The sequence below is a fragment of the Mesorhizobium sp. J18 genome (genome assembly GCF_007829525.1).
Lineage (GTDB): Bacteria > Pseudomonadota > Alphaproteobacteria > Rhizobiales > Rhizobiaceae > VLJP01.
In genome coordinates this window covers 190,801-206,564 of sequence record NZ_VLJP01000012.1, presented here as the reverse complement: position 1 = coordinate 206,564, position 15,764 = coordinate 190,801, and the positions used below count along the sequence as shown (strand labels likewise).

The window sequence follows — 15,764 nt, the reverse complement described above, 5'->3', positions numbered from 1 at the left end:
GCCCCTTCTATTGCAGCCGGCTGCGATAGACCGTGTCCAGCCATACCGCGATCACGAGGACGACGCCGACGACAATGTTCTGAAGCGGCGTGTCCACGCCGAGAAGGATCATGCCGGAGGCAAGTGATTGCATGAGGATGGCACCGATCATCGCTCCGGCAATTGTTCCAACACCACCACTGAGGGAAGTGCCTCCGATGACGGCCGCGGCGATCACCAGCAATTCGTCTAGGGTGCCCTGAGCGTTCGTGGCCGCGTTGAGGCGCGCGGTCGAGATCGCTGCGCCGATTGCGGCAAGCACGCCCATCAGCATGAAAATCTTCATCAGCACCCAGCGCGTATTGATGCCGGCCAGTTCGGCCGCTTCCGGATTGCCGCCGATTGCGAAGACATAGCGACCGAACCGGGTGCGCGTGGCAATGAACGTCATCACGACGCCGACACCCACGGCGATCAGCACCGGTATGGCTATTCCGTGGGCAATGAAAAGGCCGCCTTCCGGCAGGGTGATGTTGTTCTCCTGCGCATAGCGGCGGACTATTCCGGATGGCCAGGGATAGGAATTTGCGACCGCGACCGCGGCCAGGATGATCGCGCATCCGACACTTGCGAGGAAGGCCTCGGCCCAGATCGGGCGCAGCGGGAACTTGAATCTCCTGCGCTGATTGCGGCCCGCCACAAGGAGGAGCACCAGGGCGGCACAGGCGAGGATGCCGACGATCCAGCTCCATGTGGAGCCTATCGCACCTTGCGGGCCACCACCCATCAGCCGGAACGTCTGGTCCATGGGCGCCACAGTCCGGCCGCTGGTCACCCACCATGCAGCACCGCGCCAGACCAGAAGCCCGCCCAGGGTGACGATGAAGGCCGGAACCTTGAGATAGGCGATGATATAGCCGTGCAGGCCGCCGATGAGCAGGCCGGTCAGCAGTCCGACCCCTAGCGCCAATATCCATGTCGCGGGATGTCCGAAGCCCAAGATGCCGGGCAGGAACGCGGTCTGGGTGACGCCCATGACCATGCCTACGAAGCCAAGGATCGAGCCCACGGAGAGGTCGATGTTGCGCGTCACGATGACGAGCACCATGCCCGTCGACATGATGGCGACTGAGGCGGATTGGACCGACAGGTTCCACAGATTGCGCGGCGTGAGGAAAAGCCCGCCGGAAAGTATGTCGAAGCCGATCCAGATGATGATCAGGGCCCCGATCATGCCGAGCATTCGCGTGTCGAGTTCGGTTGCCTTGAGGAAACGCGCGAATGGACCGAGCGTGCTTTCCCGGGCGCTGTCCGCCGGCGCTTGCGACGTGGCTTCAGACATCGGTGCCCTCCCCAGGACAAATCCAGCGCCGCTTCTTGTTTTCTATCGGCATCCGGTCCTGAAGCTTGAGTTTAGGAAGACGCCGCGGCTTTCGTCAAACCGCGACGTCGGGTTTTCCGGTCCTGGTTTCAGCCGCAGACTTCCACCTTGCCCGGCTCGACACCCTGGCATACGACGTCCTTGGAAACCCAACCGGCGTCGATGACCACGTCGAGATTGTCCTTGGTGATGGGCAGCGGCTTCAGGAAAATCGCATTCATCTCCACGCCGTTCGGACCATCGGACCACTTCTGCACACCCTCGACCTGATCCATCGGCGTGCCTTCGGCGAGCGCGTTGGCGATGATCGCGGCCTGCTTTCCGAGTTCGCGCGAGTCCTTCCATACCGATACCGTCTGGGTGCCAAGCGCGATCCGGTTCAGAGCCGCGTGATCGCCATCCTGACCGGAAACCGGCACGGAACCGGCAAGGCCCTGCGCCTCCAGCGCCGCGATCGCGCCACCCGCAGTCCCGTCGTTGGATGCCACGACAGCATCGATCTCGTTGTTGTTGGAAGTCAGGATCTGCTCCATGTTCCTTTGCGCATTGGCCGGCAGCCAGCCGTCAGTATAGGCCTCGCCGACATTCTTGACCTTGCCGGAATCGATGGCTTCCTTGAGGACTTCCATCTGGCCGGCGAACAGGAAATCGGCATTCGGGTCGGCAGAGGATCCCTTGATGAAGGCATAATTGCCCTCCGGCTGCACCTCGAACACGGCGCGAGCCTGCATGCGTCCGACTTCCATATTGTCGAAGGTGATATAGAACGCATCCGGATTCTCGATCAGCCGGTCATAGCCGACAACGGGAATGCCTTCATTGGCAGCCTTCTGGACGGCCGGACCGATGGCCGAAGAATCCTGCGCCAGGATGATCAGGGCATTGGCGCCCTGGGCGATAAGGGATTCGACATCGGTAAGCTGTTTGGCGGCAGAGGACTGGGCGTCGGCGGAAATATATCTGTTCCCGTCGGCTTCAATCTGTTCCTTGATGGCGGCTTCGTCGGTCTTCCAACGTTCCTCCTGGAAATTGGACCAGGAGACGCCGATCACCATGCCTTCCGCCAAAGCGGSGGTCGAAAGAGCAAACGACAAGCCAAGACCCGCCAGGATGGCGGTTGCAGCCTTTTTCATGAGTTCCTCCCTACGCAAACAGCGCTGTTAATGCGGGAAGCTCTTTTTTTCGAGCTTCGAAAAAAAGAATGACTCACCCCGCTGCCTATGTCAATATCGCTCTTCAGACGGTGCCGCCCGTCGATTGGGAGGAGATGGGGCATGTCAATCGGAATCCGCCATGATGATCTGAGGAAGCGCAATCGCGCCATGGTGATTTCCGCCGTTCGCCGCGCCGTCCAGCCGTCACGCACCGAAATCGTCCGGGCTACCGAACTCAGCCATTCGACCATCTCGGCCATAGCCGCGGATCTGATCAGCGAAGGCATTCTCGTCGAAGCCAAAGGCGAGGGAGCGTCTTCCGCACGGCGCGGCAGGCCGCAGGTCGCATTGGCGCTCAGCCCGCAGGCGGCAACGGTCGTCACGGCAGTCCTGTCATTGAACATACTATCGGTGGCACTGGTCGATTATGCGGGCAGCACGATCCGTGAAGTCACGAAACGCCTGCCGACACTGACCATGGCGAAGCAGGAATTGATCAGCACTGTGATGGCGGCCGTCTCCGAAATCATTGCCGGGCATGCGAAGCGAGGCGGACCGATCCTGCGCATATCCCTTGCCGTGCAAGGCATTACCGATTCGGAGGCGCGGACGCTGCTATGGTCTCCGATCACGCCGCATCGCAATGTCGAATTCGGCGCCGCCCTGGAAAAGGCTTTCGGCCTGCCCGTCACCGTCCACAACGACTGCAACATGATCACGGTCGCTCTCAACTGGCGCGATCCGGAGCGTTATGGCGACAATTTCATCGCCATCCTCCTGTCGCACGGCATCGGCATGGGCCTGATGCTGAAGGGCAGGCTGTTCACCGGGCCGCATTCCTCAGCCGGGGAATTCGGCCATATGATCCACAAGCCGGATGGCGCGCTCTGCCGCTGCGGCCGCAACGGCTGCATCGAAGCCTATGCCGGCAACTATGCCATTTGGCGCAAGGCGCGCGGGACAAGCGAATACGAGCCGCCGCCTTCCGATATCGATGCCTCGGCAATGGAGGAACTGGCGCAGGCCGCCCGCAGCCGCGAGGGCATAGAACGCGACGCCTTCAGGGCGGCCGGAGAAGCAATCGGGTTCGGCATCGGGGGCCTTTTCGCGCTTATCGACCCGGCACCGGTGGCAATCGTCGGACAGGGTGTTTCTGCCTTCGATATCCTCGAGCCGGTCATACGCGAGGCGATCGGCAAGACCGCAGGCGGGCAGCATTCCGCCGCCATCAGCTTCGACACGGATCTCAACGAGATGCCGCTCATCCGCGAAGGCTGCGCGATGACAGCGCTAACAAGCCTGGATCATGCGGTGTTCGGCGCGGGTGCGGCAATTTCCGTCCCGCGCCGCGACGTGGCATAGCATAGAGGGTCCCGCGGACAGGGCCGGCCTTCCTCCATCGCCTGATGCCAGCGCTGTCACGCTTCCCGGATGGCGTAACCGGCGCCCCGTATGGTGCGGATGACGTCAGGCATCTTGCCCTGGTTCACAGCCTTGCGCAGGCGTCCGACATGCACGTCCACCGTGCGCTCGTCGATATAGATCGTCTCGCCCCAGACATTGTCGAGGAGCTGCCCACGCGAGAATACGCGGCCTGGATGCTGCATCATGAATTCGAGCAGCCGGAACTCGGTCGGCCCGAGCTTGATCTCGTTCTTCTTGCGGTAGACGCGATGCGACTCGCGATCGAGCATGATGTCGCCGACCTTGAGCACGGTCGACAGAATCTCGGGCTTGGCGCGGCGCAGGAGCGCGCGCACACGCGCGATGAATTCGGGTGTCGAGAAAGGTTTGACGAGATAGTCGTCCGCGCCCGTCGAAAGACCGCGCACGCGATCGCTTTCCTCGCCGCGCGCCGTCAGCATGATGATCGGCAGCCTTTCCGTCTCCGGACGCATCCTGAGCCGGCGGCAAAGCTCGATGCCGGATACGGCCGGGACCATCCAGTCGAGCACCAGAAGATCGGGCACGTTCTCCTGCAGCCTGATCTCTGCCTCATCGCCGCGCGTGATGACCTCGACCTGATAGCCTTCCGCCTCAAGATTGTAGCGGAGCAATACGCAAAGCGGCTCCTCGTCCTCCACGACCATGATTTTTGGAGCGATCATCGGCTGGTTCTCCCGCAATCAGTTCGTCGCCACAGTCATCTGTGTCTCGTCGAGCTTCGGCCGCTGAACGGGAAGCTGTTCACCGGTCATCACGTAATAGGCATTCTCGGCGATGTTCGTCACGTGATCGCCTATGCGCTCGAGATTCTTGGCGCAAAAGAGCAGATGGGTGCAGGCCGTTATGTTGCGCGGATCTTCCATCATATAGGTGAGAAGCTCGCGGAAAACCGCCGTATACTGGATGTCGATCTTCTCGTCCTCGTCGCGCAGGCGGACCAGTTCCTCGGCCTCTCTCGCCACATAGCGGTCGATGACCGCCTTGACCTGATCCAGAACCATCATCGCCATGGTGTTGATGGAATGGGAAAGACCGCGTGGCGTGGCGCTCTGCCCGACGGCACCGACACGCTTGGCGATGTTCTTGGCAAGATCGCCGATGCGTTCAAGATCGGAGGCCATGCGGATGGCGCCGACCACGGCCCTGAGATCCTGAGCCATCGGCTGCCGCTTGGCGATCAGCGTGATGGCGCGTTCGTCCAGTTCACGCTGCTTGGCGTCCATGATGGCGTCATCCGACACGACCCGCTGGGCGAGCGCATTGTCCGAACCGAGCAGGGCCTGGGTGGATGCTGCCGTCATCGACCCCGAGAGGTCGGCCATTTCCCGGATCAGCCGGTCGACATGCTCCAGTTCCTCGTCGAAAGATGTAACCGTATGTCCGACCATGATCTTTCCTTCCGCCTGTCCGAGTGAGATCAACCGAAGCGGCCGGTAATGTAATCCTGAGTCCGCTTGTCGTCCGGATTGGTGAACATCTTCTCCGTCGGCCCTTCCTCCACCAGATTGCCCAGATGGAACATGGCCGTGCGCTGCGAGACACGCGCCGCCTGCTGCATGGAGTGGGTGACGATCACGATGGTATAGTTCTCGCGCAATTCATCGATCAGTTCTTCCACGCGGGCCGTGGCGATCGGATCGAGCGCCGAGCAAGGTTCGTCCATCAGAATCACCTCCGGCGAAACCGCAATGGCGCGGGCGATGCACAGCCGCTGCTGCTGTCCGCCGGAAAGGCCCGTTCCCGGTTCGTGCAGCCGATCCTTGACCTCGTTGAAGAGCCCGGCTCGCTGCAGGCTTGACTCCACGATCGCATCCATCTCGCTCTTGCTCCTGGCAAGCCCGTGGATGCGCGGCCCATAGGCGACATTCTCATAGATCGACTTCGGAAAGGGGTTCGGTTTCTGGAACACCATCCCGACGCGGGCGCGCAGTTCGACCACGTCGATCCTGGAGTCGTAGATATCTTCCCCGTCGAGCGTGATCTTGCCTTCGACCCGGGCGTTGTCGATGGTGTCATTCATGCGGTTGAGGCAGCGCAGGAAAGTCGACTTGCCACAGCCGGAAGGGCCGATCAGCGCTGTCACCTGGTTTGCCCGCACCTTCAGGTCGACATCAAAAAGCGCTTGCTTCTCTCCGTAGAAGACTTTCACCTTGGAGCCTTCCATCTTCAGGGCGGGTTCCTTGGGCGTGCCCTGAAGGGCCTTTTCGACTGCATGGTCCGTCAACATGTTCATTTTCCTCGGCTCCGTTACCAACGGCGTTCGACCCGACGGCGAAGAATGATCGCGGTTATGTTCATGATAGCAAGGAAGCCGAGCAGGATGATGATGGCTCCCGAGGTCCTTTCGACAAAGGCACGCTCAGCCTCTCCTGCCCACATATAGATCTGAACCGGAAGCGCCGTGGCAGGATCCATCGGCGTGGCCGGATAGTTCGCGACAAAGGCAACCATGCCGATCAGAAGCAGCGGAGCGGTTTCGCCCAGCGCCTGTGCAAGACCTATGATCGTTCCGGTCAGAATACCTGGGGCAGCGAGAGGCAGCACATGGTGGAAAACCATCTGCATCTTCGAAGCGCCAATGCCGAGCGCCGCAGAGCGTATGGAAGGAGGCACGGCTCGCAGGGCTGAGCGCGTTGCAATGATGATCGTTGGCAGCGTCATGAGTGTCAGAACCAGACCTCCGACGATGGACGCCGAGCGCGGCAGCTCCATGAAATTGATGAATACAGCCAGGCCCAGAAGGCCGAACACGATCGACGGCACGGCTGCCAGATTGTTGATGTTGACCTCGATCAGGTCAGTCCAGCGGTTCTTGGCCGCGAATTCTTCCAGGTAAATCGAGGCGGCGACGCCAATCGGCAATGACAGCACGAGCACGATCAGCATCATATAGAATGAGCCCACGAGCGCCACACCCACGCCAGCCGTCTCGGGACGGCTCGAGGCACCGAAGGTAAACAGACCGCTATTGAAGCGCTGTTCCAGATCACCGCTCTCCTCGAGTTGCCGCATCCAGGCGACCTGCTGATCGGAGACCCTGCGCCTGTCTTCGCCAATCTCTAGATTGATCTGCCCTTTTTGGGCGGAATCGATGTCGGCGGAGGCCAGCACCCAGACATTCTGCGTGGTGCCTACTACTGACGGATTCGCCATCACTACGTTCCGCAACTGGCCGCGTACACCGTCGGAGATCATTTTTCCGACATCGCGCATCTGCGCGCGGTCTTCTGGATCGATGCCCAGCTTTTGGGCCAGCGCATCGCGCGCCAGCTTCGGATAGTTGGCGGTGAACAGAATGTTCGGGTTCGTTCCGCGCTCGTTATCGGGATCTATGACGCTTTCATCGAAATTGACGGGCAGGTTGATTGAGGTCTGCCAGAAAGCTGTATAGCCGTTGGAGAAGACCGACCACAAAAGGGCGGCCAGGAAAAAAAGGCCGATCGCAATGGCGACAATGCCGTAAATCTTGAATCTCTGTTCCGCAGCGTAGCGCCGCTTCAGCCCGATATCACGCCGGGGCCTGGCAGGCTGGGAGGTGCCGGCAGGAATGATGGCATCGGTCATTCGTATTGCTCCCGGTACTTCCTGACAATGTAAAGGGCGAAGACATTCATGGCGAGGGTCAGCACAAACAGGGTCATGCCAAGTGCGAAGGCCACGAGTGTTTGAGGCGACGTGAATTCGAGGTCGCCCGTCAGCTGGTTGACGATCTTGACCGTGATCGTCGTCATGGTCTCGAAGGGATTCCAGGTGAGCCTCGCCGCCACGCCGGCCGCCATGACAACGATCATTGTCTCGCCGATGGCGCGCGAAGCCGTCAAAAGCAGCGCGCCGACAATGCCGGGCAGGGCTGCCGGCAGGATCACGCGCTTGACCGTTTCCGAGCGTGTCGCGCCGAGACCGAGCGAGCCGTCACGCATCGCCCGAGGCACGGCAGTGATGATGTCGTCGGAAAGCGACGAGACAAAAGGAATGAGCATAATGCCCATCACCAGGCCGGCCGTCAGCACGCTTTGAGCCTGAATGAAGGACGGGCCGCCAGCGATGTCCGCGCTGAGGTCGCGCAGGAAAGGCCCGACGGTCACCAGGGCGAAGAAGCCATAGACGATGGTCGGGATGCCGGCGAGCACTTCCAGCAGCGGCTTGACGACGGACCGGACACCGGGCGTCGCATATTCAGCCATGTAGACGGCGGCCATGAGACCGACAGGGACGGCGAATAGCATCGCCACGAAAGCGATATAGAGCGTGCCGGCCAAAAGCGGGATCAGGCCGAACTGGCCTTCCGCACCGCCCGAACCGGCAGCGGCGAAGCGCGGATCCCATACCGTGCCGAAGAAGAAATTCGCGGGCGAAACGGATTGGAAGAAGTGGATCGTCTCGAACAGCATCGAAAAGACGATGCCAATTGTCGTCAAAATGGCGATGGTCGAAGCGGCTACAAGCGCCAGTAGCGTGACACGTTCGACCTTGTTTCTTGCGCGAGCCCGGACCCCGATCGTCGAAAAGGCATATGCGGCTCCGGCAAGGGAGAACGCTATGGTCAACACGCTGCGAAGCAATGACGAGCGGTCCTCCATGGCGTTTCTCTGAAGCGCCAGAGGAATCATGTAGTCCTGCGTATCGGAGGCGACGGCGATGCCCCTTTCCCTGAGACGCGGCTGCAGTTCCTCGAAAGTCTGCGGAGCGTCGCTGGCATTGTCGACACCGAGAACGCGCAGTCCCCTCGCGAGATTCTGCACCATGCCGGTCGCAAGCGCACGGCTTGCAACAGCACTTTCCTGGGTCTGCTCCGGCAGAGCCGATCGCGTGGCATTGTCGATATAAGTGGTGCTCACCGCCGACCAGATGGCCATGAAGATCAAGGCGGGAAGGACGGCCGCCAGAAAGACCCACCAGCCATGATAATGGACACGCGAATGAGGCTTCTCCGAAGCTCCCGCCTGCTGCGAAACGGCGCGCTGCCTGCCGAGAACGAAACCGGCTATGCCGATCAGCAGCACGATCGATATGACGAGTGTCGGCGACACTGAGAGCCCCTCTTCGGCAAAAACGCGCTTTGATTTTATGGGGAGGTCGGGGCGTCACGGCTGCGCCATGACGCCCCGACCAAACTGACTTACATGGTCTCTCCGGCTTCGAACGCTTCGCGCTGCGCGTCGCGTTCCTCGTCGGGAGCAGGCACCAGGCCATACTCGGCGAGCGGACCATCGGGGCCGACCATCTGATCGTCCAGGAAGAAGGTTACATATTCCTTGAGGCCGGGAATGACGCCGATATGGGCCTTCTTCACATAGAACTGCAGCGGGCGCGAAACCGGATATTCGCCGGACGAGATCGTCTCGACCGACGGCGTCACGCCGCTGACGGTGGCGACCTTCAGCTTGTCGGCATTGTTCTCGTAGAAGGAAAGGCCAAACACGCCGACGCCGGTCTTGTTGGAGTCGATGCGGGCGAGGGTTTCGGTGTAGTCGCCATCGATATCGACCGCGCCGCCATCCTTGCGAACGGCCTTGCAGGCCGATGCCGCAGCATCTTCGTCGAGGCCGGCTTCAGCGGCAGCTTCCGGACCGCCAGCCTCTTCGCAGCCGGCAATCAGCAGCTTCTCTTCGAAAACTTCGCGAGTGCCGTGCTTCTCACCGGGAATGTAAGCGACGATGTCCCAGTCGGGCAGAGCGGAATTGACTTCGTTCCACTTCTTGTAGGGATTGTCGACCAGCTTGCCATCGACGACGACTTTCGCGGCCAGTGCCTTGTAAACGTCCACCGGCGTCAACTCCCAGTCGGGCCCTGCCGCATCGGTTGCGAAGACGATGCCGTCATAACCGAACTGCACTTCCTGCACCTCGGTCACGCCGTTGTCGGCACAGGCCTTCAGTTCCGACTCCTTGATCTTGCGCGAGGCGTTGGCGATGTCGATCGTATCTTCGCCCACGCCTTTGCAGAATTCCTTGAGACCTGCTGAGGAGCCGCCGGACTCGACCACAGGGGTTTTGAAATCCGGATAAGTCTCGCCGAAATTCTCGGCGACGATCTTGGCATAAGGCAGCACGGTCGACGAACCGGCAATCTGAATCTGGTCGCGCGCGGCGGCAATGCCTGCTGACATCGCCACGGCGATCGCCGCGGCCGATGCTGTGAGAAGAAGAGTCTTCATTTGGCCTACTCCTGTCGGAATTCGTATCGACGCCTGTTGGCGACGCGTGTGGCCTTAGACCCGGTATGTAACAGTTAGATGACACTTTTGTGTCGGTCCGATTAAGCTTCAGCTATTCTTCTGCCTTCTCCCCAAAGACGCGATAGAATCAGCCTCCACCGACGATCTCCGGTGTTTGAAATGATCGCCGCAAGGGGCATTTGCACTGCAAAAAATTAGCCGACTATCTTCCGTTTTTCGACAGCCACTTCTTCAGAAAACCAATCTCGCTCTCCTGTGCTTCGATGATTTCCTCGGCGAGCTTCGCTAACTCCGGATCATTCTCGCCGCTGGCGAGATAAGCCTTGGCCATATCGATCGCGCTTTGGTGGTGCGGGATCATCATCGCTGCAAAATCGGCGCCGGGCTTGCCCGTCATCTTCATCGCCCGCATTTCCTCATCCATCCTGGTCATGGCGTCCATATAGGCCTGCGAAGCATCGCTTCCGCTCCTATGGGTTCCGCCATGATCCGTCTGGGCATGCAAGCCAGTGATCAAGGCCGAAGCTGCGAAGGTCGTAAAGAGCACGGTTCTGACGATAGCAGGGAACATTGCAACCACCTTCCATTTTCAAGGACGGCCCGAACAATCGACCTTCCAGCAGGGGGAAGGTCAAGCCATCGGAAGACAACCGATGAAACGGCTTCAGAGAAAGCCGCCTCTGCCATCAGTCTGCCCGATAGCGGACATAAACGTGATGCCTGATTTGCGAATCAGGAGAAGCAACCGATGATCAAGCGAATTGGAATCTTGACCCTCGCGGCAAGCCTGGCTGCTGCCACTGCCGGCTGTTCGACAACTCAGAAGACCATCGGCGGCGCGGCCGTCGGCGGTGTTGGAGGAGCCGTGGTGGGCGACGCCATCGCTGGCACCGGAGGCGCGGTGGTAGGAGGCGTCGGCGGCGCCCTCGCCGGCGCGGCGGTCGCCCGCAGGCTTTAGAGGCTGCAGGCTCGAGCCCGCAGCCGAGCCTTTGAGGTCTTGTTCTTACGAACGCCGCCGCGTAAGCGGCAATATAGCAAGGCGGAACAAGCGCGAGCTGACCATGGCCCAGGCCGAAGCGGCCAGGATGCAAGCAGGTATGACCGCGAGGTCCGTCCCGATCCGGACCACGGCGGAAATCAGCCCTGAATTGAGCAGGAGCAGGGTCATGGTCGGCAGGGCCATGATCGCCCCGAACCTGATCCACCATTTCGTCACATCATGGGTCATCAGGTTGAACATCAGACGGTGGAGCGCTCCGACCAGAAGAAAGCCGGCGGCGAGGCCGATCCAGCCGAAATCTGCATATAGGAGCCCGGCAAAGCTCGTGACGCCATTGCGCGGTTCGCGGAAAATATAGGTGCCCAAATAATTGTTGACCCGCATGCGGACCGTGGTTCCGGGTTCGGTATCAGGTCCGCCCCAGGGCACCTGCCAGCCCCTGTAATTGTTACGCTCGGGCAGGACGTCGCTTAACCTTTCCGGCATCGTCACTTCGACACCCAGGAAGGACCTGCCATGCAGATATGGTCTCTTCTCGGGGAAGTGATGTCCGATATGGGCCATCTTTGCCACGTCCATGAAGTAGCGTCCCTCGAACAGAAGCTGCAGAAATCCGCGCGCCTGGCCCCTCCTTGCCGCATCAACCTGGGCTGCCGGGACGCTGCCGGCATTGGCAACCAGGACCGTGCCTGTATCGGCGGAAACCGAATTCCCCTCTCCGCGCAGCAAAGTGACACCGACCGCCTGTAGAGCGACGGCGCCCGCGACCGCGGCCATGACCATGTATCGCCACCTGATGCCGCTGAGCCAGATGATAAGCAACACCTGAAGCGTCAGGGTGACAAAGAACAGCCGCAGGCTGGTGAAGATCGTGAAATAGAACCCCAGGAGGAAGGACACAGCGAAAACGGCAAGAAGCCGGTAGTCGGTCGGTCGCCGCGTCCAGGCAAAGCAGACCAGACCCGCCAAAGGCAGCACCGTCAGCGACGCCTTGAAAAAATAGTAGTCGAAACGCTCGAACCTCGTGGTGGCCCCCGTCTTGTCCATGAGGAAGCGCTTGCCGGAGATATCCCAGATGTCGTGATGCCCGATCAGGACGAAAAGGACGAAACAGACGACGCAGGCCAGCCCAACCAACAGGAAGCCTTCGAGCCGTATGCCGACTTCGGCATCCCCTCTGCCGGTTAGTATCGGTGGAACCCGTCCGGCGACGCCAATATAGCCGATCGCATAGGACACGACCGCAACCGCGGCCATACCGACGCCCATCCATAGAAATGACGGATCCGTTTCAAGCGTGAATATTCGGTCCACCAGTTCCGGGCTGCGCTCGTGAAAGACGGAGATGTAGACCATCTTCGCAAAGACGGAATAGCCAACAATCGCCATCATATAGAGGGCCGGGTTGACCAGGATATGTCTTGGCTTGACCAGCAAAAGAGGCGCCAAAACCAGCACCACCAGGAATGATGCGAAAACAAGCCCGGCCATTGCCCCAAACTCCCGGCTGGAAAGGGCAGTTTTGGATTGCCGCGAAGCCGGGTGTCAACCCGTAGAAGCGAATTATGCAATCTTGGGGGGAGTCAGGTTGATATCAGTGAAAACACGGGAAGGGCAGTGGTGGCTTACTGCTTGGCCTGCGCAAGACGCGCGCAATCCTGGCAACTTACCGCGGGCGCAAAGGCTCGTGAGAGCGTCCGATCTTTGGCTGGCAAACTTGAAGAGGGCCAAAAAGGATCGCCTCTTGCGAGAAATGAAGGGCGTGAGCTTTCATTCCCGCACTTGACCCCAAGAGGGACGATCTCATGCGAAAAGCCAATGAAATCAATGTGATTTGAGAGGCTGGTACTCCCAAGGGGACTCGAACCCCTGTTTCCGCCGTGAGAGGGCGGCGTCCTAGACCGCTAGACGATGGGAGCGCTGCGAGACGGCGATATAGTCTTGATCGCCCGAGAATGCAACAGCCAGCGCGCGTTTATCCGGCGGGCTCGATCAGGCCCCGGAGATTTTCGCACAGGTCGCTGAAAACGGCGACCGTGCCGTAGCTTTCTTTCCCTGCGCGGCTGCTCCGTCGTCGGTTTCGGTTCATGTCTCCGGCGGCAGGCCGGTTATGTCGAACCGGCCGAGGATACGGCCTTGGGCCACGTCATAAAGAAAGATCGCCTGGGCGCCGCCTGCCAGCGCCACATGAAGCGCCAGGCGGCTGCCGGAAAGCGATTGCGATATGATGCGGCTTCCCGACGGCAGCGCGATCTCGCCCGATGGCAGAACGTCCAGCGCGGCGGCCGGCGTTTTATCTTCGGATTCCGAAATGCCGGACTTGTAGACAACAGCGGCGAGCACCGCCATAACGGCAGCGAACAGGATGCCGAGGTTGATTGCAACAAACCGCATCAGCTTCCGGCGTACCCGCTCGGCTGCCGGATCGAGCGGCTTCTCGTCGTCGTCATGTGATGCAGGTTGGGCCATTGCTGCCGTCTGGAAGTTAATCGATGAGCGGTTCTGATAAACAACCAGCCGGCGCATGGAAAGACCTGACCGCCGACAGCAGCGCCGAAGGCAGCCGCCTCGACCAATGGTTGGCGACCGTGCTTGCGCCGGATCTCTCCCGCAGCCGGGTACAGGCGCTGATCCGCGGCGGCGCGGTGCATTTGAATGGCGCTCCTGTCCTTGAGCCGAAGCGCAAGGTCGCCGCCGGCGAACATTATTCCATCGAACTGCCTGAGCCGGAGGCGCCTGAACCGCAGCCGGAAGCGATCCCGCTCGACATTCTCTATGAGGACGACGAACTGATCGTCATCAACAAGCCGGCAGGCCTGGTCGTCCATCCGGGCGCAGGCAACTGGACCGGAACGCTGGTCAATGCCCTGATCCACCACTGTGGCGACACGCTTTCCGGTATTGGCGGCGTCCGCCGTCCGGGGATTGTCCATCGCCTCGACAAGGATACCAGCGGCGTCCTGGTGGTGGCGAAGACCGATCGCGCCCACAGGGCTCTGTCCGAAGCCTTTGCGGATCATGGCCGGTCCGGCAACCTGGAACGGGCCTATGAAGCACTTGTCTGGGGGACGCCGGCATGCCTCACGGGCGTGATCGACGCTCCGCTGGGTCGCGCAAGTGCTGATCGTACGCGGCGCGCGGTGGTATCCGACGAGCGTGAAGATGCGAGACGCGCTGTCACCCACTACACGGTGCTGGAACGGTTCGGCGAGCGGAAGGATACGGATGCGGTCGCCGCACTCGTGGAATGCAGGCTCGAAACCGGTCGAACGCACCAGATCCGCGTCCATATGGCTCATATCGGCCATCCACTGATCGGCGACCAGACCTATGGCCGCGCCTTCCGCACCAAGGCCAATCGCCTCCCCGAGCCGTTGCGTGAAATGGTGGCGGCATTCCCGAGGCAGGCGCTGCATGCCCGCCTGCTCGCCTTCCGCCATCCGGTTTCGAAGGAGACGATGCGCTTTGAGGCGCCACCCCCTCAAGATTTATCGGAACTCGTCGCCACCTTCGCGGCTTTATGATATAAGCCCGGGAACCATTGGCGTTCACGGTAGCGTCACGCATTGTTCAATGCGACGTGACGCCTTTTGTTTTCGGAATTTGTTCCTATATGTGATATGGCGCATTCGGCCCTGAAAGCGGTTGCGCCACAAGCCCGCCTTAAAAGGGGGCAGTATCGAGAGAGGAGGGTGCTCTATGGCCCAGACATTACCCAGCATTGCATCGGGAGAGGGTGGCCTCACGCGTTATCTCGAAGAGATTCGCCGCTTTCCGATGCTCCAGCCTCAAGAAGAATACATGCTCGCGAAGCGGTATCAGGAACATGGCGATACCGATGCAGCGCATAAGCTCGTGACAAGCCATCTGCGCCTGGTGGCCAAGATCGCCATGGGCTATCGCGGTTATGGTCTTCCCATCGGGGAGGTGATCTCCGAGGGCAATGTAGGCCTGATGCAGGCCGTCAAGAAGTTCGAGCCCGAGCGCGGGTTCCGCCTCGCCACCTATGCCATGTGGTGGATCAAGGCTTCCATACAGGAATATATCCTGCGCTCATGGAGCCTCGTGAAGATGGGAACAACCGCAAACCAGAAGCGGCTGTTCTTCAACCTGCGCAAGGTGAAGGGCAAGATCCAGGCGCTCGACGATGGCGACCTGAAGCCGGAGCAGATCACAGAGATCGCAACCCGCCTGAATGTGAGCGAGGAAGAGGTGGTTTCGATGAACCGCCGGCTTTCCGGCGACGCATCGCTGAACGCGCCGATCCGCGCCACTGAAGGCGAGTCCGGCGAGTGGCAAGACTGGCTCGTGGACGAGCACGAGAACCAGGAAGAAATGCTTGCCGAGCAGGATGAGCTGGAATCCCGTCGCCGCATGCTGGAGGACGCCATGAGCGTTCTGAACGAGCGCGAGCGGCGCATTTTCGAGGCTCGGCGCCTTGCGGAAGAGCCGCTGACGCTGGAGGAACTGTCCGGCGAATTCGACATCAGCCGCGAGCGTGTGCGCCAGATCGAGGTTCGTGCCTTCGAGAAGGTCCAGAATGCCGTCAAGGCAGCCGCCAAGCGGCAGATGCAGATGGCCCGAGTCATCGACGCTGACGCACAGCGCGCATTCACCTGACACGAA

15 protein-coding genes and 1 tRNA gene are annotated in these 15,764 nt (G+C 60.5%); 4 read left to right on the top strand and 12 right to left on the bottom strand.

The features are described from left to right. Positions 1-7: 7 nt before the first annotated feature. Together L598_RS06960 and xylF are read right to left on the bottom strand one after the other, a co-directional pair. The gene (locus L598_RS06960; protein ID WP_144861245.1) at positions 8-1,321 is read right to left on the bottom strand and encodes a sugar ABC transporter permease; all 1,314 of its coding nucleotides are present in this window, start codon (positions 1,319-1,321) and stop codon (positions 8-10) included. 128 nt (positions 1,322-1,449) lie between these two features. Beyond that, entirely contained in the window at positions 1,450-2,493 is a 1,044-nt protein-coding gene (gene xylF, locus L598_RS06955; RefSeq protein ID WP_144861244.1) for a D-xylose ABC transporter substrate-binding protein, read from the bottom strand. Between the two features lie 141 nt (positions 2,494-2,634). Here xylF and L598_RS06950 point away from each other — a divergent pair, with 141 nt between their 5' ends. Then, complete coding sequence (locus tag L598_RS06950; protein WP_144861243.1) at positions 2,635-3,876, top strand: ROK family protein; 1,242 nt, start codon at positions 2,635-2,637, stop codon at positions 3,874-3,876. Positions 3,877-3,932: 56 nt separating this feature from the next. On the opposite strand, the gene phoB is transcribed toward L598_RS06950, so the two are convergent. From phoB to L598_RS06915, 7 genes are all read right to left on the bottom strand, one after another. After that, positions 3,933-4,619, bottom strand: coding sequence for a phosphate regulon transcriptional regulator PhoB (phoB, locus tag L598_RS06945; protein ID WP_186444949.1), 687 nt, complete (start codon positions 4,617-4,619; stop codon positions 3,933-3,935). Between the two features lie 21 nt (positions 4,620-4,640). After that, positions 4,641-5,348, bottom strand: coding sequence for a phosphate signaling complex protein PhoU (gene phoU, locus L598_RS06940; protein ID WP_144861241.1), 708 nt, complete (start codon positions 5,346-5,348; stop codon positions 4,641-4,643). A gap of 29 nt (positions 5,349-5,377) precedes the next feature. Beyond that, a complete protein-coding gene (gene pstB / locus L598_RS06935; RefSeq protein ID WP_144861240.1) occupies positions 5,378-6,193 on the bottom strand; it encodes a phosphate ABC transporter ATP-binding protein PstB in 816 nt (271 codons plus the stop codon). Positions 6,194-6,207: 14 nt separating this feature from the next. Further along, positions 6,208-7,524 carry a phosphate ABC transporter permease PstA gene (gene pstA, locus L598_RS06930; RefSeq protein ID WP_144861239.1) on the bottom strand — a complete coding sequence of 439 codons (1,317 nt, stop codon included), beginning with the start codon at positions 7,522-7,524 and terminating at the stop codon, positions 6,208-6,210. Next, positions 7,521-8,990, bottom strand: a complete 1,470-nt coding sequence (pstC, locus tag L598_RS06925; protein ID WP_144861238.1) for a phosphate ABC transporter permease subunit PstC — start codon at positions 8,988-8,990, stop codon at positions 7,521-7,523. Before pstC ends, pstA begins: the two co-directional genes overlap by 4 nt. An 89-nt stretch (positions 8,991-9,079) precedes the next feature. Next, positions 9,080-10,117, bottom strand: coding sequence for a substrate-binding domain-containing protein (locus tag L598_RS06920; RefSeq protein ID WP_144861237.1), 1,038 nt, complete (start codon positions 10,115-10,117; stop codon positions 9,080-9,082). A gap of 223 nt (positions 10,118-10,340) precedes the next feature. Continuing rightward, positions 10,341-10,709, bottom strand: coding sequence for a DUF305 domain-containing protein (locus L598_RS06915; RefSeq protein ID WP_144861236.1), 369 nt, complete (start codon positions 10,707-10,709; stop codon positions 10,341-10,343). 177 nt (positions 10,710-10,886) lie between these two features. Between L598_RS06915 and L598_RS06910 the strand changes: the two genes are divergently transcribed. Next, a complete protein-coding gene (locus L598_RS06910; RefSeq protein WP_144861235.1) occupies positions 10,887-11,096 on the top strand; it encodes a hypothetical protein in 210 nt (69 codons plus the stop codon). A gap of 45 nt (positions 11,097-11,141) precedes the next feature. Here L598_RS06910 and L598_RS06905 read toward each other — a convergent pair whose 3' ends face one another. The 3 genes from L598_RS06905 to L598_RS06895 all read right to left on the bottom strand — a co-directional run bounded on the left by L598_RS06905 (position 11,142) and on the right by L598_RS06895 (position 13,607). Continuing rightward, positions 11,142-12,629, bottom strand: a complete 1,488-nt coding sequence (locus L598_RS06905; protein WP_144861234.1) for a hypothetical protein — start codon at positions 12,627-12,629, stop codon at positions 11,142-11,144. A gap of 352 nt (positions 12,630-12,981) precedes the next feature. Next, positions 12,982-13,057, bottom strand: a tRNA-Glu gene (locus tag L598_RS06900). Positions 13,058-13,223: 166 nt separating this feature from the next. After that, the gene (locus tag L598_RS06895; RefSeq protein ID WP_144861233.1) at positions 13,224-13,607 is read right to left on the bottom strand and encodes a fimbrial protein; all 384 of its coding nucleotides are present in this window, start codon (positions 13,605-13,607) and stop codon (positions 13,224-13,226) included. Between the two features lie 23 nt (positions 13,608-13,630). On the opposite strand from L598_RS06895, the gene L598_RS06890 reads away from it, so the two are divergent. Continuing rightward, complete coding sequence (locus L598_RS06890) at positions 13,631-14,662, top strand: RluA family pseudouridine synthase (RefSeq protein ID WP_144861232.1); 1,032 nt, start codon at positions 13,631-13,633, stop codon at positions 14,660-14,662. Positions 14,663-14,837: 175 nt separating this feature from the next. Continuing rightward, positions 14,838-15,758, top strand: a complete 921-nt coding sequence (rpoH, locus tag L598_RS06885) for an RNA polymerase sigma factor RpoH (protein ID WP_144861231.1) — start codon at positions 14,838-14,840, stop codon at positions 15,756-15,758. Positions 15,759-15,764: the final 6 nt, after the last annotated feature.